Origin of the sequence: Sulfitobacter sp. JL08, from assembly GCF_003352045.1 — a bacterium.
GTDB lineage: Bacteria > Pseudomonadota > Alphaproteobacteria > Rhodobacterales > Rhodobacteraceae > JL08.
In genome coordinates, this window is sequence record NZ_CP025815.1 from 1,177,957 (window position 1) to 1,196,602 (window position 18,646).

Annotated in this window: 19 protein-coding genes; all 19 read right to left on the reverse strand. The window is 56.0% G+C overall.

Annotated elements, in window-relative coordinates; genetic code table 11:
* Positions 1-2: 2 nt before the first annotated feature.
* On the reverse strand, positions 3-1,286 hold the full coding sequence (locus C1J05_RS06000; protein ID WP_162797931.1) for a glycosyltransferase family 4 protein: 1,284 nt from the start codon (positions 1,284-1,286) through the stop codon (positions 3-5).
* Positions 1,283-2,524 (reverse strand): glycosyltransferase, encoded by a 1,242-nt coding sequence (locus C1J05_RS06010; RefSeq protein WP_162797932.1) that lies wholly within the window; start codon positions 2,522-2,524, stop codon positions 1,283-1,285. Before C1J05_RS06010 ends, C1J05_RS06000 begins: the two co-directional genes overlap by 4 nt.
* Before the next feature lie 5 nt (positions 2,525-2,529).
* Positions 2,530-3,366 (reverse strand): FkbM family methyltransferase, encoded by an 837-nt coding sequence (locus tag C1J05_RS06015; RefSeq protein ID WP_114869455.1) that lies wholly within the window; start codon positions 3,364-3,366, stop codon positions 2,530-2,532.
* An 11-nt stretch (positions 3,367-3,377) separates the two neighbouring features.
* On the reverse strand, positions 3,378-4,517 hold the full coding sequence (locus C1J05_RS06020) for a glycosyltransferase family protein (RefSeq protein WP_114869456.1): 1,140 nt from the start codon (positions 4,515-4,517) through the stop codon (positions 3,378-3,380).
* Positions 4,514-5,614, reverse strand: coding sequence for a DegT/DnrJ/EryC1/StrS family aminotransferase (locus tag C1J05_RS06025; RefSeq protein WP_114869457.1), 1,101 nt, complete (start codon positions 5,612-5,614; stop codon positions 4,514-4,516). The genes C1J05_RS06020 and C1J05_RS06025 overlap by 4 nt, the downstream gene beginning before the upstream one ends.
* A gap of 120 nt (positions 5,615-5,734) precedes the next feature.
* Positions 5,735-6,202, reverse strand: a complete 468-nt coding sequence (locus C1J05_RS22095) for a DapH/DapD/GlmU-related protein (protein ID WP_114869458.1) — start codon at positions 6,200-6,202, stop codon at positions 5,735-5,737.
* On the reverse strand, positions 6,186-7,214 hold the full coding sequence (locus C1J05_RS06035; protein ID WP_114872152.1) for a Gfo/Idh/MocA family protein: 1,029 nt from the start codon (positions 7,212-7,214) through the stop codon (positions 6,186-6,188). Before C1J05_RS06035 ends, C1J05_RS22095 begins: the two co-directional genes overlap by 17 nt.
* 29 nt (positions 7,215-7,243) lie before the next feature.
* Positions 7,244-8,029 (reverse strand): AglZ/HisF2 family acetamidino modification protein, encoded by a 786-nt coding sequence (locus C1J05_RS06040; RefSeq protein WP_114869459.1) that lies wholly within the window; start codon positions 8,027-8,029, stop codon positions 7,244-7,246.
* Complete coding sequence (gene hisH / locus C1J05_RS06045) at positions 8,026-8,655, reverse strand: imidazole glycerol phosphate synthase subunit HisH (RefSeq protein ID WP_114869460.1); 630 nt, start codon at positions 8,653-8,655, stop codon at positions 8,026-8,028. The genes C1J05_RS06040 and hisH overlap by 4 nt, the downstream gene beginning before the upstream one ends.
* 3 nt (positions 8,656-8,658) lie before the next feature.
* A complete protein-coding gene (locus C1J05_RS06050; RefSeq protein WP_114869461.1) occupies positions 8,659-9,810 on the reverse strand; it encodes an N-acetyl sugar amidotransferase in 1,152 nt (383 codons plus the stop codon).
* A 1-nt stretch (position 9,811) separates the two neighbouring features.
* Positions 9,812-11,032: a glycosyltransferase gene (locus C1J05_RS06055; RefSeq protein ID WP_162797933.1), complete on the reverse strand. Its 1,221-nt coding sequence runs from the start codon at positions 11,030-11,032 to the stop codon at positions 9,812-9,814.
* 64 nt (positions 11,033-11,096) lie between these two features.
* Positions 11,097-11,894: a methyltransferase domain-containing protein gene (locus C1J05_RS06060; RefSeq protein WP_162797934.1), complete on the reverse strand. Its 798-nt coding sequence runs from the start codon at positions 11,892-11,894 to the stop codon at positions 11,097-11,099.
* 30 nt (positions 11,895-11,924) lie between these two features.
* Positions 11,925-12,791, reverse strand: coding sequence for a glycosyltransferase family 2 protein (locus C1J05_RS06065; protein ID WP_162797935.1), 867 nt, complete (start codon positions 12,789-12,791; stop codon positions 11,925-11,927).
* Positions 12,788-13,759, reverse strand: coding sequence for a glycosyltransferase family 2 protein (locus C1J05_RS06070; protein ID WP_114869465.1), 972 nt, complete (start codon positions 13,757-13,759; stop codon positions 12,788-12,790). Before C1J05_RS06070 ends, C1J05_RS06065 begins: the two co-directional genes overlap by 4 nt.
* A 4-nt stretch (positions 13,760-13,763) precedes the next feature.
* Positions 13,764-14,534 (reverse strand): nucleotidyltransferase family protein, encoded by a 771-nt coding sequence (locus tag C1J05_RS06075; RefSeq protein ID WP_114869466.1) that lies wholly within the window; start codon positions 14,532-14,534, stop codon positions 13,764-13,766.
* A gap of 13 nt (positions 14,535-14,547) precedes the next feature.
* Positions 14,548-15,561, reverse strand: a complete 1,014-nt coding sequence (locus C1J05_RS06080) for a glycosyltransferase family A protein (protein ID WP_254684782.1) — start codon at positions 15,559-15,561, stop codon at positions 14,548-14,550.
* Between the two features lie 2 nt (positions 15,562-15,563).
* Positions 15,564-16,712, reverse strand: a complete 1,149-nt coding sequence (locus C1J05_RS06085; protein ID WP_114869468.1) for an N-acetyl sugar amidotransferase — start codon at positions 16,710-16,712, stop codon at positions 15,564-15,566.
* A gap of 4 nt (positions 16,713-16,716) precedes the next feature.
* A complete protein-coding gene (locus tag C1J05_RS06090; protein WP_254684715.1) occupies positions 16,717-17,391 on the reverse strand; it encodes an acyltransferase in 675 nt (224 codons plus the stop codon).
* Between the two features lies 1 nt (position 17,392).
* Positions 17,393-18,535 (reverse strand): ABC transporter ATP-binding protein, encoded by a 1,143-nt coding sequence (locus C1J05_RS06095; protein ID WP_205389094.1) that lies wholly within the window; start codon positions 18,533-18,535, stop codon positions 17,393-17,395.
* Positions 18,536-18,646 lie beyond the last annotated feature (111 nt).

Consider the following 18,646-nt stretch of genomic DNA (forward strand, 5'->3'; position numbering starts at 1 on the left):
TGTCAGGTCGCGAGGGAGCGGTTGAAGAGCGCGGCAATCCGGGCCGTCGTAGCGCTCGCTGTGTAGGGTTCGAAGGCTGCCCAATCGGTCTGCGGCGCGGGGCGTGTGCCGGTGAGATGCGCGCGGAGTTGGTCACAGGCGCGGCTGATCGCGTCGTCCGTCACGCCTGTTTCATCGAAGGTGATCGGGGCCGCCGCCTTAGTCCGGATCAGCACCTCAACCGCGCTGCTTTGCTCATGGAACAGCGCGACAAGGGGGCGGCGGGCGAGAATGTAGGGGTATAGCTTGGATGCCGTGTAGCCCGCATCATCGGAGCCCGGAACGAGGAGGATATCCGCAGCCATCAGGCTGCGCAGCGTTTCGAAATAGGGCAGGCGGTCAGTTTCTTCCTGCACCAGATCCGCCACACCGCAAGCCTCTGCGATGGGTTCGACAGTCTTTTCTCCCCTCCCAGTGGCTGCGTAGCTCGTCCCTTGAAAACTGAGGCGGAGAGAATAAAAGAGGTCGGGCTCTGTCTCAAGGCCCTTTCGAACAGCGTGAAAAAGGATCGTGAGGGCAGTTTTCATGTCGCGCCCGCCGCGTCCAATGTAGCGCAGCGTGACGGTGCCCGGGACGGCTTTAGCGGGAGCAGGCAGCGTTGCGGCCACATCGAAATCGCTCGCGGCAGCACCGAAGGGTTGGGTCAGTGCCGGGCGGTTCCGAAGAGCCGGATATCGGTCTTGCATGGTTTCGACATAGGCGTCACTCACCGAGAGGAGACCCGCGGCATGGGGCATAGTCGCAGCTTCGAGCTTGGTTTTCTGCCAGTGGTCAAACCAGAATTTCCGCGGGCGGTCCTGCTTAGGCAGGGACAGGTAGTAGTCGTTTCGCCACGGGTCCTGAAGGTCCACCACAAAAGGCACGCCGTATCTTCGGTGCCAGTGCGGGCCATGGGCAATCGCGGTAAAGACTGTAGTGGTGAAAAAGATCAAGTCGATTGTATGGCCGCTCAAATAGTGGTCTACCGCGCGGCGCAATTGAAACCAACTCCTAAATCCGATGTTCCCAAGACCAACCTTGCGGGTCAGGCGCGGGCTCAGGGCTCCGACGACATGCTGTTCCAGACCATCGGGCAAAGTGCTGGTCAGCAGTGGATCTTGCGCCCCTTCGACATGCTGGGGTGCCACCGAAAAAACTACAGGATCCCAGCCAAGAGCTGGCAAATGGGGCAGCATATGGCGCAACCGGTGCATGTCCGGCCCATTGACGGGCGGAAAATGGGGAGAGATGCACAGGACGCGCTTCATGTGCAGTTTTCAAAGTAGTTGGCAACCTGTTCCTGAATCACGCGCTTGGAGCGATCCCATGAGAAATGATCCAGCAAGGCATCGACAGAGGCATCTCGTGCCGCGTTGAGCGCTGCGGGGTTTTCGATCAGTGGGGTTAGCGCAGCGGCAAGGGAGGCTGGGTCGCCCTGTTTGAAGAGGGCAAGCGCGTTGGGCGCGGCGGCTGCGATTTCGCGTTGTCCGGTTGTATCACTCGCGACAATCGCGAGGCCCGCCCGCATGTACTCGAACGCCTTGTTGGTTATCGTCACGTCGCGGCTCCGACAGTCGCTCAGTTCACCGCAATAGCCAATGTCATGTTCCCTAAGCCGAGACAGTAGTTCGTCTTGCGGGACTTGTTCGTGCAGATAGACTCGCGCGCGATGCGCGGGTTCCAGCGGGGCGAGCAGCGACTCTATAAATCCAGACCGTGCAGTGCCGCGCAGGTGGAGTTCCACGGGGCGCTCGAGCCCCGCGTAGGCCTTGATCAAGGCCTCCAGACCGCGCCCCGGTCCGATGGTTTGCGAGAACCAGGTGATCGACGGTATATCGTGCCGTTTGCGATCCAGTGTCTTGCCATCGGGCGCATCACGCACCGTCGTGGGAAAGCTGTTGTGCACCACCGCCGGGCGGGGGCAGCCATAGGCTTCGATCAGCGCATCGGCCATCGCGTCACTCGTCGCCGTGGTGTGGACCGCGCCGTGCAAGAGGCGGTGCTCGGCTTCGCGGATCAGCCGTTGGGGGCGAGCCGCGCGATCCTTTGCCAGGCCATCCTCGGAATACCAGTCTTCGATATCTAACCGATAGGGGCGATTAGCCTCGGCGAGTTTGAGGCCAACCCAGAGCGCCTTTTCAAGGTGGAGGCTATAAAGGTCGGCTCGGGTGCGACGGGCCGCGCCCAGTAGAGCATATACCTCGGGACCCAGTTGGAAGGGATGCTCGACATTGAGCCGGGGCGCTATCTCGCGGGAGAAGCGCGCCGCGCCGCGCCTTAGGAGTCCCTTTGCTTTCGATAGGGCGTCGGTCCTGGTGGTATCTATGACAGGCACATGTGTCCAATCGCGTCCTGCAACGAGGGCCTCGATCCGGGGGGCATCCTCGCGGCGGGTGATCGCGGCTAAGACAGTCACACGGTACCCCATCTCGGCCAGCGCGTCCGCCTCTTTGACGACACGTGGATTATTGATGACCTGAAAGCCCGAGACGATAGCGATGTGCATGGGCATCAAGCTGGTTGCGCGAGAAGGTGGCATACTTTGAACGTCTCGGGTGTGATCCCTTCCAGCGGCGTTTGGATCACCGAAAGAGAATACCCGCGGTCGCGCAGCCAATCGGCACACCCGTGGAGCAGATCATAGGAGTGCGCTTCGATCAGTAGGGTCGGGTGGTGGCTCTCGATCAGGCCAGCGGCACCATAAAGCGCATCGAGTTCCGCGCCTTCGATGTCGATCTTGAGAAAGCCGGGAATCGGGAGGGCACCCTCGGCCACGAGACCGTCGAGTGTTCTGATCGTCACGTCGATTGTCCGCGCGCCGGTTTCCTCGTTTTGAAAGGTGGACGTAGAGAGCTTGCCCATGCTGGATTCGGGCATGATCTCGAATTGTGCCAGCGCGTCCTCGGCGCCGACCGCGAGGGCCATTACCTCGATCGGGAGGTTGGGGTTGAGGGACACCAGATCTGCGATGGCGGCGGCGTTATCGGGGTTTGGTTCGAAGCAGATCACGCGAGACGCGCCGTTGCGGGCCATGACACCGGCCATGAAACCGCGATGGGCTCCAACATCGAGGCAGGTCAAGCCGGGGCGTACCTGCGCCGCGATCGTGGTGGTAATGTCGTGTTCCCAGGTGCCGGTCCAGTACAGCTTGTCGTCTGGCAGGCGGACCCGAAAGTTGAGACCGCTCGCGGGACCGGCGCTGATCGTGTGGACAAACTCCTTATCCACCATGACCCGATTTACCAGACAACGCTGGAATGAGGCCACACCGGGAATCGATTTGATGCGGTTGCGCAGCCGCCAGGGAATCAAGTCCACGCTGCGGGCTAGGATGCGGACAAGGCTCATCAAGTAGGCTCCTATGCATCTCGCACGGCTAGAAGCGCATCGATGCGGGCAATGTTGCGTTCATAAGTATGCTCAAGCGCGACGGCTTTGCGGCGTGCCGCTGGGGTGTCAGCGTTTAGGGTGCTGAGACTGGCGAAGGTTTCTGCAACGTGGGTTATGAAAGTCTCTAGGTCACTGCTAGAGGACATCGCTAGAAGCTCTGGATCGTCGCGGTAGCAGTCCATTGGTGTGGCTATCACTGTACGGCCTGTGGCAAAGTATTCGAGAAGTTTGTGGGCGTTGGAGAGATCGGATTCGCGGGCGTCGGCGCGGTAGGCAACTAGGAAGCAATCCATATCGGCGGCGGCACGGGCAAGGGCATCCTTCGGAACCGTGCCATGGAAGATGCAGTTCGGAGCGGAGCGGAGAGGAGCCAGTGGGGAGATCTTAGTGATCGGGCCCCAGAAGTGGAACTCTACGCCATTTTGGGCTGCGACTGTCGCCGCTATTAGGTTGCCGTCAATTACCGCTCGATCCATGTTGCCAAAGTAGCCACAGCGGATCGGGCCATCTTTGCGAGGAAATGCTGGCGATCGTGCAAGGTTGGTAAAGGCCGAGCCAATCCCGTGGTTGACAAGATGGCGTGGGGGCAGGTCAAGCATACCATCGAAACTAGTCAGAATCCGGTTAGATACACTCAAGATTAGGTCAGCCGTCTTACCAATTCTGGCCTGTTTATGATCGCTGAGTGGGTCTACAGGGTGGTAGATCACGCGGGTTGCACCGAAAGCTCTTAGATCGGGGAAGGTGTTGAAATCAAAGCACCAGAGGAGATCAGGTTTGCCATCTACTCCAATCGCCTTCCCGATCTGCCGTGCCTCACGACCTATAAACCACTTGTAGAGCCCGTAGGCATGAAAGCGGAGAATCTTGGGCGTAAAGGGGGTCCATGAGATGAGCGAAATCCCGTTTATGCCACTTTCGGTGGCAACCACAGTGCCGGGTTTCAGCGTTGATACTGGGGGCTGCAGAAACGCGACGGTATTCCTCTCCGCAAGTGCTTCTGCATAGTGGTGCTTCGAAATCGGCAGGTGATCCCAAGGCTGAGGGGAAACGAGAAGTATGCATCTGCCGGTCAGCCATTTCAGCGATGTGTCATCCGATAGTGTCATATGTTGGCAGCGAAAAAAGCACGAATTGTGTTCGTGACCTCATGTTGTTCCGCTTCGGCGATAAATGGGTGGAGAGGGAGGGACAAGATCTGGGACGCATGGGCGTGGGCGATTGGGAAATCCTCCGGCCTGTGCCCAAGGTAGTCGTAGGCGGAGTAGAATGGCAGGGCGCGAGGGTAGTTCACTACCGTTGGAATATGGCGCTCCGTCAGAAAGCTGCGCAGGGCATCGCGCTGAGCGGTGCGGATCACGTAAAGGTGGTAGACATGGGTCGCACCAGGGCGCACGGCGGGCAGGGTCAGATCGCCCAGACCGGACAGGAGACTGTCATAGCGGGCAGCCGCTTCGCGCCGCGTCGCGTTCCAGGCGGGTAGTTGGGGCATTTTCACGTTGAGGAGAGCGGCCTGCAGCCCGTCCATCCGGCTGCAGATCCCCTCCATCTGGTGATTGTTCTTGCCACCGTGGCGCGCAAATAGCGTGGCAAATTCGGCGATATCGGCGCGGTCGGTGGTCAGGCATCCGGCATCGCCCATCGCGCCGAGATTCTTGCCCGGATAGAAGGAATAGGTGGCGACATCGCCGAAGCGGCCGATCATGGTTCCGTCAAGAGCGGCGAGATGGGCCTGCGCGCTGTCCTCAATGATCCAGAGGTTGTGCTTGTCGGCAATCGCCTTGACTCGGTCCATGGCCGCGGGTTGGCCATAGAGGTGGACGGCGATGATGCCACGGGTTTTCTCGGTGATTTTGCTCTCGATCTGGTCTGGGTCAAGGCAGAAATAGGCGTCTTCGGTGTCGGTGAAGACAACACGCGCTCCGCTCTGGGTGATCGTCTCGGAAGTGGAAATCCACGAATGCGCAGTAGTGATCACCTCATCTCCGGGACCAGCCCCAAGAGCACGGAGGGCAACATAGAGCGCATCCGTGCCGTTGGCGACAGAGACACAATGTGCGGAACCTGTGAGGGCCGCGAAATTGGTCTCGAACGCATCCACATCGGCCCCGCGAATGAAGCTGGATGTGTCGATGACTCGCTGGATCTCCTGCCCCAAGAGGGGCTGGAGACTATCGTGCTGGGCTTTGAGGTCTACGAAGTGCATCTGAATTACCAGGCCTGTGATTTACGTAAGGGGGATGCATTGGCGGCATACACGAAGTCCAGGAAACGTTTGATCCGCGACTTCAGTGCACTCGGTGCGAAAGTATTTAGAGATATTTTTTCAGTTTTCCTGTCTACTGATCCGTCTAGCAGGATTTCCGACATAGAAGCCGGGTTCGGTTATGTCTTTTGTTACGACGGCCCCGGCTCCCACCACGACATCATCACAGATTGTGACTGGCATAACGGTCGCATTGGTGCCGATGCTGACGTTGTTCCCCAAGGTGGTTTTACCCCATTTGGTGCGGTCCCCACGGGCGGGGCCTCCAGCGGCGAAGCTGTCGTTGATGAACATTGCGCCGTGGGAAATGAAGCAATCTTCGCCTATTGTTACCAACTCGCAGATAAAGGCGTGGGATTGCACGCGGGTGCGCGCACCCACGGTTACACCGGCCTGAATTTCCACGAAGGGGCCGACGAAAACGCCGTCACCGAGAGTGCAGTCGTAGACATTTGCGGGCTCGACAATGGTTACATCCGAACCACACGTCACATCTCGGATGACTACGGACTTATATGTGGGTGACACGGTTGGCCGCCCGATAGATTTTGTCGATAATCTCCACCGTCTTGAGGCCTTCAAATCCGATGGTGCCGATGGTGCCCTTATCGGTCAGCACTTTGTGGATGTTCTCGTAGACATCCTCATGGTTCGACATGGAGCCCTGATACTGGCCGTATTCATTCGCCGAGCGGCCCTCACGCAGTTGGGCCTGGTCCATCCCTTCGATGTTTTCGTATTCGATCTCGTTGAGATACTGGCCGCCGATCTTGATGGTACCCTTCTCGCAGAAGAGCGTCAGCGAGCCCTCCATGTTCTTGCCGTAGCTGTTGATCGTGAAATTCACCGATCCGATGGCCCCGTTGTAGAATCGCAGGATCGCAGCTCCCGTGTCCTCGAATTCGACCGAATGCTGGTGTGCGAAGTTATCGGTGAAGGACGCCACGTCCTGCACATCGCCAACGAGCCAGTACAGCAGGTCTATGAAGTGGCTGAACTGCGTGTAGAGCGTGCCCCCATCCATGGCGGTGGTACCCTTCCAGGTGTCCGTGTAGTAGGCGTCGTTCCGGTTCCAGAAACAGTTGAGATGGACCGAGTATATACGTCCCAGCTTTCCACTTTCTATCAGGCTTTTCAGATGCTCGACGGGTGGATTATAACGGTTTTGTTTAACGACGAAAAGCCGGCGGTTTGCAGCCTCGCCCGCTTTTATCATCTCCCCACAGTCATGAACTGAGAGCGCCATCGGTTTTTCGCAAAGCACATGATAGCCGGCCTTGAATGCCTTGATCACGTGCTCTGCGTGAAGACCGTTTGGCGTACAAACAGCGATCAGGTCGGTTTTGTCCTGCATCGCCGTTAGCATGTCGTCGTAGTCAGTGAAAACCGTCGCGCCATCTGCCGTTGCGGCTTGGGCGGCTTTTTCGGGGTCGACATCGCAAACGCTGGTAAGGCGACCGAACTTAACCGCATGACCAGCGTGGCGCTTGCCAATGCGGCCGCAGCCAACGATTGCGTATCCTGGGCTGTTGGTTTGCACGGTTATCAATATCCTGTCTTAAAATATGTTCACAGCGTAGACGCTGGTTCGAAGAGCTGGCTTCGAAGTGCTTCCTGCCGAGGGTAATTAACTAGCACAGCGCGATGAGGTCCTTTGAAAACAAAAAATGCCCCTGCTGCAACAGCAGAGGCGCCTCCGTCGCGAACGGCAAGAAGGAGGTCAGATATACTGGACGCTCCACCATTTGCAATTACAGGAACCGATACCGCTTCGGAAATACGTCTTATCAGGGCCGTATCGTACCCTTCCATTGTTCCATCGCGATCGACAGCGGTAATTAAGATTTCACCGGCACCCAATTCAACAGCACGTTTAGCGACTTCCACGGGGTCAGATTTGACCTTGCGTTGTCCAGCATCGGTCAGCACGTGATCTCTGCCTAGGAGGAACCCGCCAAGTCTCACGTCAATACTCGCAAGTACGGCTTGCGACCCGTAGACTTGAGCGATTTCGCCGACGAGTTTCTCTGTGTCGAATAGTGCAGTATTTAGAGAAACTTTTTCGACACCTGCAGCGAATACGGCCTTTGCGTGATCGAGCGTGCGTATACCACCTCCATACCCCAGCGGAACGAAGCATTCAGACGTTAGCTCACGCAGGTATTCGATGTCGGGTCCTTTGGGGCCACGGTCCTTGCCAATATCAAGCAGTAGGATCTCATCGACTTCTTTGTCATTGAAGAGCTTCACAGTATTGATTGGATCACCAACATAAGTGCGTTTTCCAAACTTGAGCGTTTTGACAAGGCGGCGTTCCTCCATCGTCAGAGTAGGAATAACGCGGATGCGCTTCATCTCTCGGTCGCCTCGATAAAGTTACGAAACAGGGCCATCCCGAAACGATGACTTTTCTCGGGGTGAAATTGCACACCCCAGATGTTGTCCCGAGCGATCGCGGCGCAGAAATCATAACCGTGATGTGCTGTAGCCGCCACGTCCTCCTCATGATCGCAGCTGAAGTGGAAGGAATGAACAAAATAAAATCTTGGGTCTTCATGGAAGTCATGAAGCAAGCCCGACGGCTTCCGCACAGAAAGATCTGCCCACCCCATGTGTGGAACTTTGTCACTTTTCCCGAGGCGTGACTTGTCAAAAGCAACGACATCCGCCTCAATCCAACCAAGGCCGGGCAATGCTCCCTCTTCGCTTTTGCGCGCAAGGAGTTGCATACCAACACAGATCCCGAGCAATGGAATGCCGGCCCCGCGCACTCGCTCCTCGAGCGCCTCTGCGATCCCCAGAGACATGATACGCTCCGCCCCATAATCGAACGCACCAACTCCGGGGAAGATAACGCTATCCGCCGTGCGTATCGCATCTGCATCTGCTGAAATTTCCGACCGAATACCGATTTTCTTCAGCATGTTTCCAATAGAAGCCGGATTGCCGCAGCCATAGTCAATGATGAGTGGGCCGGGCATCGTCTAGGTTGCCTTTATCGCACGCTTAAATAGGTTTGCAGTGTCCCGTAGCGGTTTTAGAGCCGGATAAGTGTCATATAATGACTGCTCAACGGCGTAATGACTATGAGGAATAGGATCTGAGGCCATAATTGCATCGAACTCAGCCAGTGTGAAACCGAGCTTCTTGGTCACAAATAAGCGGTCTTCTTCTTGGTGCTCAAGTGGATATGGTGGCATTTCAAGCTCTGCCAGCGCGGCCTCTTTTGTAATTTGGCCCGCATATATAAGATTGGATAAATGCGCTTTGCGCTTATCGGCAAAAAATTTCTTAGGTAAGATATATCCTTGGTAGAAGCGGGTGAAAATACTTTCATGATGTTTTCCGCCATAATCTCGCCAGCCCAACTCATCTTGTATCTGTGCCTTGACAGCAGCTTTGTCATAAGGAACCCAGTTTAGAATTGAATGTGATCTGACATTCAATACCATCAAGTCCCACTTCTTGACCTTCAAATTGATGAAGGGATAGGTCTTAAGCGGAACCTTTCCAAACTCGCGATGAATTGCGCGGATGTTTACATGGTCCGTCTTGTTGTAAATCCAGTGCGGCGGCATAACAAACTCCGTCACTATGTTTGTGCCACTCAAAATATGTTTGAGGCCATATTTTGCAGCGAGCTTGTAGAGTGTCGCGAAAATTGCGTGATCCGAAATCACCTCGATGTCTATAACGTTAGACAACAGGTAGGCGCGCTGTAAGTCACGAAACTCCTGCCAGTCGATTACCAGTGTGTGAAGATCGATATCAAGTCGGCTGACAATTTGCTCGATATTCATCACTGCAAGCTCGGAGTTCCATCCGTTGTCGAGATGGACTGCAAGAGGTCGCAAACCCAGACGTCGCGCCTGTAGGGCGACATAAGTGCTATCTACCCCTCCAGACAGCCCCATGATGCAATCATAGGGCTTGCCTTTACCTTCCTCCTTGATTTGCGCCGCGAGTGCCTGAAGGCGGACTTCACCCTGTTCGGGCGACGGCACATGCTCGTCTTCAGCGGCTTTGTAGGCGTTATAATAGTTGCAGCGACCCTTCGAATCGAAGGTCATGGTTGGGTCGTCACGCGTATCGAGCACTCCGACACTGCATTGGCGATAGTTGGACAGTTGGTTCATCCTAGAGGGATTTCTGTAGATTAAGTGCAAGAGCCCTCTGGTAGGTTTCACGCAACTGCGTGCAGAAGACATCCGGCCCAAATCGAGCAAGCGCCTCCGCTCTAATGGCTCCGGAATCAAAGAGATCGGGTTGCGACATGAACTCAGTTATTGCGCTTACCAAACCGGCGTGGTCTCCGGGATTGACTAAGAAGCCACTTTTCGGAGTTACAATCTCCTCCGGACCTCCAGAAGCTATCGCAAGAACGGGCAAGCCACATGACATCGCCTCAATCAACACCACTCCAAAAGTTTCAAAACTACTCGGAAAAACTAGCGCATCCGCTGCGAGCATCTCTGACCTTACTCCATCCTGATCGAGTTGCCCAAGGAAAGTTACACGGTCTTCCAGCCCCAGTCTTGCGGCTCTTGCCTTAAGCTCTTCAAGTAGCGGACCGTCACCAACAATTCGCAAGTTCGGCCCATCAATCTCTGCCAATGCATCCAACAGGCTTGCTTGGTTTTTGATTGGTAAAAGACTTCCAACCGTCAGGAGGGTCACGCGGTCGGCTTTGTTGGTCTGGGCGACCTCTTGAAGAAAAAACGGGGGTATAACGTTGCCAATAACAATCGGAGGATGCGGCAATGTCCCGAGGCGTGTTTCTAAACTGTTCGTCAAAGCGTCGCTCACAGGCAGAATGGCAGAGCTCTTTGCTAGAACCTGAGTGATAGCGGGGAATAGTGCCGATGGAATCAAACCCTGATGGTAGTATGACGAATGCTCGCTCAGCACATAGGGGACACCATACTTCGCTTCGATCCACTGCGCGAGGAAGCCTGCTGGAAGGGAGTTATGGGCATGGATTATGTCAGGTTGCCCGTACTTAGATACATAGAAACGAAACCCTGCCCGTCCCGCTCGACACCACCATAAGTGATCGCAGCGATCAGATGGTGGTGTGAGGTATAGCCCTTCGATCCGCACGACCGGTGTTTCGGCAATCTCCTCACAGGATACCATGCTGTGCGAAGATGTAAGGCGTTTTAAGAGACATGAGGCGAGGGTTAAGGTTCCAACCTGATCAAGCGCATTGCCCGCGCGCTTGCCAACCAACCGCAATGCTATCGTCTTGAGATACATCGGCAAGGAATGGCGCAAACGAACCGAGAGAACGCCGATGCGTTCGCCCCTCCCAGTGGCGCGCAGTGCTTCTATCTGATGCCGTTGAAAAATCCCGGCCATTGGGGCATATGACGGCACGTACTCTTCGCTGGGTAAAACTAGGATGTGCATTAGCGTATAAGCGTCAGACCTTGCGGCATATAAAGAGCTCGGTAGAGGGGCCACGGGTAAGTGTCCGAATTGAGAGCCTTTCCAGGGGTAACCAGAGTGCCCCAATTACTCTTCCCCAGCCCTCTCCACGCGCAGCGAGCCGATAAGTAAGTTTGAAGAGTTTGCGCAAAATGCGGCTTTTCGAACGAACAGGATCATTCATAAAAACAAACATTGGAACAGTTCCAATCACCGTGAACCCATATTGAGCAAGCAACTCCCGGGTCCAATTCTCCGCCCGCGAAACCTGATGCGGACCATGAACTATCGTACGGTCGGAAAGGTTATCTGAGAAAATGAAATGTCCGCCCTTGTGTACCATTTCACCAATATTACTGATGGCTCGAGCATATGCAGCATCATCAATGATATGAAAAAGTATATCCATTGCAGAAACAAAGTCGAATTTTTGCCCTGTGATTGTGTCTGGCAGTTCTCCTCCAATGTCACAGCGAAGGAAGCTGGCGGAGGGGACGGCCTGACTCAGGGCTTCCACTGCTGTATTTGTAATGTCGGAACCAACCAGAATATCGGGCTCGCAATCAATCCACTGGCGAACATAAAATCCAGTACCAGAGCCGATGTCGAGAACTCGAGCGCCCCGTGTTTTGGCCTTAGTCTTCGCGAGCGCTAAGGAAAACGCATCGCCTCTAATACGATAGAGATCATTATTATATGAAACTGGCAAGCCAATGTCACCAACTCCTTGTGAATCGTAGCGCTTGGAAAGTCTGCTCTCCCAATAGTGCTCTGCGTCGAAAGGCGTTCTCAAGGGCGATGTTTTCCGGGTTTGGACATAAATTCAGCTTCCTGTTCGAGCCGCAGCCAGAGGAGAAATAACGGTTCGAATATGGCGCAATGCTGCGAACATCCGGCCCTGACGCAGAACCGTGCGGAGGGCGAATTTGGTTTCGCGCTGGCGGATGATGTCGAGCGCACGGACGCGCTCTTCCTGAGTGAGCGGGCAGTGTGGGTGCGATAGAGCAGCAATTATTACTTTGACCCGCAACGCGGCCCGTTCTCCTGCACTATTGACGTTTTTTTCTTGACCAGGATGGATCCGATCCCAAACCAGCGCGGGGGTAAGCAATACGAGCGGATAGCGCGCACCAATTTTTAGCCAAAACTCCATATCACCCACATCGCGCACTCCGGAAAACCCGCCAACAGCCTCGAAGGCTGACCGGCGTATGATGGCGGAGCCTGGGGCACGACCGAACAACTCACGACCCAGGAAATTTTCCCGATAGGTCGCCTCCGGCTCAAATTGGATTGGGTGGGGACGGTCATATTCTGCACGCGCTGATAGACCAAATCCCGCATCAGGGAATTTTTCCATACACCTAACCATCACAGATAGGCCCCAAGGATATATCATGTCATCGCTATCAACATATTTGAGGTACGTACCTGTAGCTAGGGATGCAGCCTTGTTCCGATTCGGATAGTCTCCGTTGTTTTGAGTATTTACAAATACTTTCAAGCGGTCGTCTTTCTCCGCATAGCTTTGGGCGACCCGAACGGAGCGGTCCTCAGAGCAATCATCCACAATGATCAACTCGAAGTCCGTGAAATCTGAAGCGAGGACACTTTCGATCGCATCAGCAATGAACTCTTCTCGGTTGTAGACGGTCATCAGCACGCTGACGATTGGGGCTGGAGCGATCACGGGGCGGCCCCTGCTTGGCGTTTGAGTGGGACCGGGGGGGTGCCGCCAAAGCGATCATGGAGTGCTGCAAGGGCGTCCGGGCCGTCTGCGGCTGCGCGTCGGACAAGGGCCACTCCCTCGGTTATGGCGCGATCCAATTCGCGGCGATGCCGCCACCATCTCAGCTTGGCCGCCATCGGCACGGACCGCTCGCGCAAGAGGCGTGCGCCGATCCGCAGCGGTTTCTCTTCAGTGTGCTCGGGCAGGGTGCCGAAGAGCGCGTGGCGCAGGATGCCCACGGTAACAGTGCGCTTGAGCGTGGTGTCGTAGTTGTCCAAGTGCCAGTGGTAGACACGGGCGCCCGGATGCCGCGCAATCGCATAACCGGAACGAAATGCGTCGATTGCGAAGAGCACATCCTCGCCATACACCACTCGTCGAAAGGGAATCTTTTCAAGGACTCCGCGCCGGTACAGAGCGTTCACATCGTCAATCGCGCAGGCTGCATGCTTTTGGTTGGGAGTAGCCGCGTCATAGGCTGCGGGGGTGTCAAAACGGGCAATGGAGAGCTTGGGAGTCGAGACAGGGCGAAACCACTCCAGCGGACTTGTGTCGGCACGGTGAGCCACGACCTGCGCCCCCGATACCACCGCGATATCATCCGCTACAAAACCGCTGAGCAGCCTTTCAATCCAGCGCTCATCAACAGCCCATGCATCGCCGACGGTAAAGAGGATAAATTCGCCTTTGGCTTCGCGCACCCCGAGGTTGCGGGTATCGCCGTGATTGAACTCGGAGCCGGGGATTTCGATCAGCCGGGTCCTAGTGTAACTGCGCACGATGTCCTGAGTGCCATCGGTTGAACCGCTGTCGATCACGAGGATTTCGAGCACGGGCACCGTCTGGGAGAGGATGCCCTCTAGGCACATCGCTAATTTGGCCGCTTCATTGCGGACTGGGATCACGACCGATATTGTAGGGGGTGTCATCTGGTCAGAGTTGGAATTTCTTGAGCGCTGAGTTCAAATCTGTCGATGTGCCGATGTCGATATATTTTCCATCCTCGAATATTAGCCCCTTTACGGTCAGTTTCAATTCAAGCGCGTAGTTGAAGATATCGCCCAGAACCACCTCCTTGCCGCTGTATTCGGTCGCATGGAGGTAGTCCCCTATCAGTCCTGTGAAAGCCGGGGACCAGCAGCATGCTCCCCACATGTAGCGCAATTTGGAAGCTTTGGGCTTGTCGATGGTTCGGATTACGTTAGCCTCTGTATCCATCTCGACCATTCCAAATTTGGACGGGTTGTTGGTGGGGAAGAGCGCGAGCGTAAGGTCCGCCATCTGCTCGGCGTGGAAGGCGTGGAGACGCTTGAAGCAATCGGAGGGTTCGATGATCGTGTCGGGCATTCCAAAGAGCACTGTTTGCCCGTCGAGCCACGCGCGTGCGAGGTCGATAGCATACGGCATTCCGTGCAGCTCTTCCTGAAAGAGATAGCTGATGTTAGTGTCAAACCGCGAGCCGTCACCATAGTAGCGCATCAAGTCCCATTTACCGTTCCCGAGGATGAAGAACACCTGTTGTGCGCCCGCTTCAACGAGGTGTTCGAGGAGATACTGGCTCACCACCTTGGGGCGCTTTTCTATCGTGCCATCGACGTTGAGGTCCTGATAGCCAACGGGGAAGAGTTCCTTGGGGCAGGGGAAGGGGAAAAGACGGGAGCCTTGTCCGGCGGCGGGAACAATGGCGGCGATACGGTCAGTCATAGGGAGGTCCGGTTCAGGCTGTTGGTGTGTAGGGTAGGCGGCCGAGTGTGGCTTTGGTGTCGAATGGCCGCAGCAGGGCTTCGACGCGTCTCCGCACAGGACCAAGACGCGTGGCGCGGGTCCAGTGGGCCAGCACGACGATGCGCAGGTTGCTAGCTTCGCGGGCGGTCAGGACGCCTTCGCGGCTGGCCCAGTCGAGCATTTGACGTGCAAGTGGCATCTGACCTGACCGCGCCGCGCCAGAGATTACTTCAGCCGCCATGAAACGAGCTTGGGGGATGCGCGCATTCATCCCGTTCTCGCGCAGGAGAGCCACAGCGCGGCGCAGCACGGTGGCGCGGCTCTCTTGTTTGGCGGGGGTAAAGAAGTCCTTGCGGCTCAAGCTACCATGGTTCGTTCGGTTGTGCAGATCAGGCGGCAGATCGAAGAATTTTCCGTATGCATAGCCTTGAATGTAGGCGCGGAAGAAGAGGTCTATGTCCTGCCACATCAGCAGTTCGGGGTCCCACATTCCGATATCAATGAAGGCTTGGCGGCGGAAGAGGATGCCGGTGCCTTGGGCGATAGCGTCCTGGCGGAACTGCCGGGTCAACTCGTCAGTATCGGGCTTGTCGATGTTCCACCACACTCGCAGATCGCCGGGGATTTTCTCAAACATCAGGCTGGGGAAAATCCCGAATGTCAGGTCTGGCGAAGCGTCCATCACGCGGACTCGGTTTTCCAGACAGAATGGCTCGATGATGTCGTCGGTGTCGAGGAACATCACATATTCGGCGCTGGTCGCGATCACCCCTTCGTTGCGGCAGGTGCAGGCCCCTTTGGGCTGGGTCGTGCGGTCGGTCAGGATGATGCGGGGATCACGAGCGGCATATTCCGCGATGATGTCCTTGGTGCGATCAGTGGAACCATCGTCCACCACCCGCAATTCCCAGTGGGGCCATGTCTGCGCAAGGACGCTGTCGAGCGTTTCGGCGACAAGGTGCTCGCGGTTGAAAGCGGGCATGCAGAGGGCTACGGTGGAGGGCATGGTCACGCCGACTTCCATGCCTTGTAGCGACGCCACAGAGGCAGGAGCGGTTTGGCGAGTGGGTAGCGGGAGAAGAACCAGCGGTAGTTTTCGAAATCGAGGTGGCGGCGCGGTGGCTCTTTCATCAACACTTCAAACTCTTCGACCGACAGACGTAGTTTCTTGCACACAAACTCCAGATCGTCACGGGCCTGATCGGGTGGATAGATGTCCTGCTGGAATTCGAAGAGCGCTTCTTCGCGGGTCAACATACCGGAGCAAACCAGGTTCGAAAGATGCGCCTTGCGCTTATCTACGCCAAACTTCCTAGGTAGGATGTAGCCTTGATAGAAGCGGGTGAAGATGCTCTCGTGATGTTTGCCATCATAAGGCACCCAGCCTAATTCGCGGATTATATCGGCACGGGCCTCTTGGACATCAAAGGGTATCACATTAAGGATCTCGACGATCTTGATCCCGGCGGATCGAATGCGGCGGCGCTGGCGCGCGTCGAGGAATGGATAATTGCGCAGAGGTCTGCCACCCCCGTGCTTGCGGTAAATGTCGCGGATGTTTGCATCGTCCATCTTGTCGTAGATCCAGTGGCCGGGTAGGAACTGCTCCGTAGCCACGTTCACACCGCTAATGATGTGCCCGATTCCGTTGCGGATCGCCAATTCGTAGAGCGCGCCATAGATTGCATGATCCGAGAGCGCCTCAATGTCGATGACGCCTGCGCGGAGATAGGCCAGTTGCAACTCGCGAAAATCGTCCCAATCGATGACATAGGTTTCGAGATCGTAATCCAGCGTGGTCACGACTCGATCGATGTTCTGAACTGCCAGTTCCGTGTTCCAGCCATTGTCGAAATGGACACAAAGGGGGCGGAGGCCGAGGCGCTTGAGCAAGAGCGCTATATAAGTGCTGTCCACGCCGCCGGAGATACCGAGGAGGCAATCATAGGGCTTTCCTTGGCCCGCCGCCTTCATTTCTGCAATGATCGGCGCAAGGAGAACCGCGCTTTCCTCCGTTGTCTTGGGAACGCGGGCGAAGGCCACATCGAAGGATTGGCAATGGTTGCACAGCCCTTCTTCGTTGAAGGTTGTCTGCGGATCGTCCACCATCGTCATGATACAACGGGTGCAGGCGGACTGGGACTGGGTTTGGGTCATTGGGTTAGATCCAAAGGCAGTCGCGGCGATATTGGTCGAAGTCTTGCGCCCGTAGATAGCCGATATAGGCATTTTCGGAGGTCTTAGGGACGCACAGAGCAGGGTCGAGATCGCGGAGCTTTCGGGCGGGGTTGCCGGCGATGATACAGTGCCCTTCGGGGAAGGACTTGGTAACCACCGCTCCTGCTCCCACGATGGTGAAATCCCCCAGCGTGACATCCGGAAGTATCACGCAATTCGAACCAATCCAGCAGTAGGATCCGATTGCCACGGAACCCTGCACGGCCGCGTCAAGGTTATAGACATCATGGTTGCTTGTAATGATCGACGTATTCGCGGCGATTTGAGTGTAGTCCCCGATTACGAGCGGTCCGATGCCCTGAATGTAGCACCCCGGCTCAATGCCTGGATTGCTATCGCATCCGACAACGATGTTCTGTGGTTGTACAACCTTGCTTGAGAAATGAACTCCCCAATAAGCCTTGCGATTGAACCCGAGCACCTTCTGGAAAAACCAAACGGAAAGGGTGATCGGCGCCTGCTTGGGTTCGTATGCTCCAAGGAAATGGAATGCGGGGATGCGTTTGATCAGGCTGTACAGTGCCGATCGGACCATGCGGATGGCTTTGCGAGCGGCTCTAACAGGTCGAGGGCCGAATTTATTGCGGGCTGCGGACAAGTCAGTTTCCTGCCACGGTCCATTCGAGTTTCGGGTGTATGATCCCCGGAAGCCGTGCGGCGCGCTTAGGGCCCCATCCATCGTGGACCATTTCGTCGATCTCGAATGAACAACTCGGGCCGTTGACCAAATCAGCCAACCTCGGAATTTCAGCGTTGATTTCTGCTACATACCGCCCCTCGATCAGCAAGCTGCCGGGCAAACGCATTCGGCTCAGGTATTGACCCGGAGCGCGAGCTGAACCGCTGCCGCCTGCGGTGTAGTCGCTGGAAACAAAGATCAGCGTGCCTTCTGCGTTGTAGAGGCTCACACCCACCCGCAGGTCGCGCACTTCCTTGGTGAGGGTGTATTTGATCTCGATGAAGATATCTTCGTCGCTTGGGAGTGCGCCTTCGGTCCGGCCCTTGGAGTTCTTCACGAAAATACCGTTGAGGCGGATACCATCCCCGCTTGGGGCCTTGTCTTGCGGCCACGTCACCGACCGATCCGCCTCACTGCCCATCGTCATGTATTGCTCGATGATCGCGTTCGTCTCGCCGATATTCACCACGGTGCCCTTGTCCATCAGGATGGACCTTGGACAAAGCTGACGGACTGCGGCCATATTGTGGCTCACAAAGAACACGGTGCGGTGTCCAGACGAACTGAGATCTCTCATTTTGCCAAGGCACTTCGACTGAAACTCCGCATCCCCCACGGCCAGGACTTCGTCCACGATCAGGATATCCGTCTCCAGATGAGCTGCTACAGCAAAGGCAAGGCGCACATGCATACCAGAGGAGTAGCGCTTCACAGGTGTATCTATATACTTAGCACAGCCCGAGAATTCGACAATCTCATCGAAGCGGAGCCGGATCTCAGCCTTAGTCATTCCCAAGATCGCACCGTTCAGGAAAATGTTCTCCCGTCCAGTAAGTTCGGGATGGAAGCCTGTTCCAACTTCCAACAGGCTGGCTATGCGTCCGTTGATATATATGCGCCCCTCTGTGGGAGCTGTGACACGAGAAAGGAGTTTCAAGAGCGTCGACTTTCCTGCGCCGTTTCGCCCGATGATACCAACGATTTCACCCTGTTTGACCTCGAAGTCGATGTTGCGAAGTGCCCAGATGGAGTCCTGCGTCCCGGCCGCCGTGCGGTCATTCACTGCACCAATCTTGGAAAGAGGGTCCTCTTGACCCCGAATTCTGGCCCAAAGCCGGTTTAAGTCGTGCGACAGGGTGCCTGTCCCTACCTCCCCAAGGCGGTACATTTTCGA

Excerpts from the sequence above, each read along its gene's own strand:
- C1J05_RS06000 (WP_162797931.1), bottom strand. The coding sequence starts at position 1,286 with ATGAAGCGCGTCCTGTGCATCTCTCCCCATTTTCCGCCCGTCAATGGG.
- C1J05_RS06010 (WP_162797932.1), bottom strand. The coding sequence starts at position 2,524 with ATGCACATCGCTATCGTCTCGGGCTTTCAGGTCATCAATAATCCACGT.
- C1J05_RS06015 (WP_114869455.1), bottom strand. The coding sequence starts at position 3,366 with ATGAGCCTTGTCCGCATCCTAGCCCGCAGCGTGGACTTGATTCCCTGG.
- C1J05_RS06020 (WP_114869456.1), bottom strand. The coding sequence starts at position 4,517 with ATGACACTATCGGATGACACATCGCTGAAATGGCTGACCGGCAGATGC.
- C1J05_RS06025 (WP_114869457.1), bottom strand. The coding sequence starts at position 5,614 with ATGCACTTCGTAGACCTCAAAGCCCAGCACGATAGTCTCCAGCCCCTC.
- C1J05_RS06040 (WP_114869459.1), bottom strand. The coding sequence starts at position 8,029 with ATGAAGCGCATCCGCGTTATTCCTACTCTGACGATGGAGGAACGCCGC.
- hisH (WP_114869460.1), bottom strand. The coding sequence starts at position 8,655 with ATGCCCGGCCCACTCATCATTGACTATGGCTGCGGCAATCCGGCTTCT.
- C1J05_RS06050 (WP_114869461.1), bottom strand. The coding sequence starts at position 9,810 with ATGAACCAACTGTCCAACTATCGCCAATGCAGTGTCGGAGTGCTCGAT.
- C1J05_RS06055 (WP_162797933.1), bottom strand. The coding sequence starts at position 11,032 with ATGGCCGGGATTTTTCAACGGCATCAGATAGAAGCACTGCGCGCCACT.
- C1J05_RS06070 (WP_114869465.1), bottom strand. The coding sequence starts at position 13,759 with ATGACACCCCCTACAATATCGGTCGTGATCCCAGTCCGCAATGAAGCG.
- C1J05_RS06075 (WP_114869466.1), bottom strand. The coding sequence starts at position 14,534 with ATGACTGACCGTATCGCCGCCATTGTTCCCGCCGCCGGACAAGGCTCC.
- C1J05_RS06080 (WP_254684782.1), bottom strand. The coding sequence starts at position 15,561 with ATGCCCTCCACCGTAGCCCTCTGCATGCCCGCTTTCAACCGCGAGCAC.
- C1J05_RS06085 (WP_114869468.1), bottom strand. The coding sequence starts at position 16,712 with ATGACCCAAACCCAGTCCCAGTCCGCCTGCACCCGTTGTATCATGACG.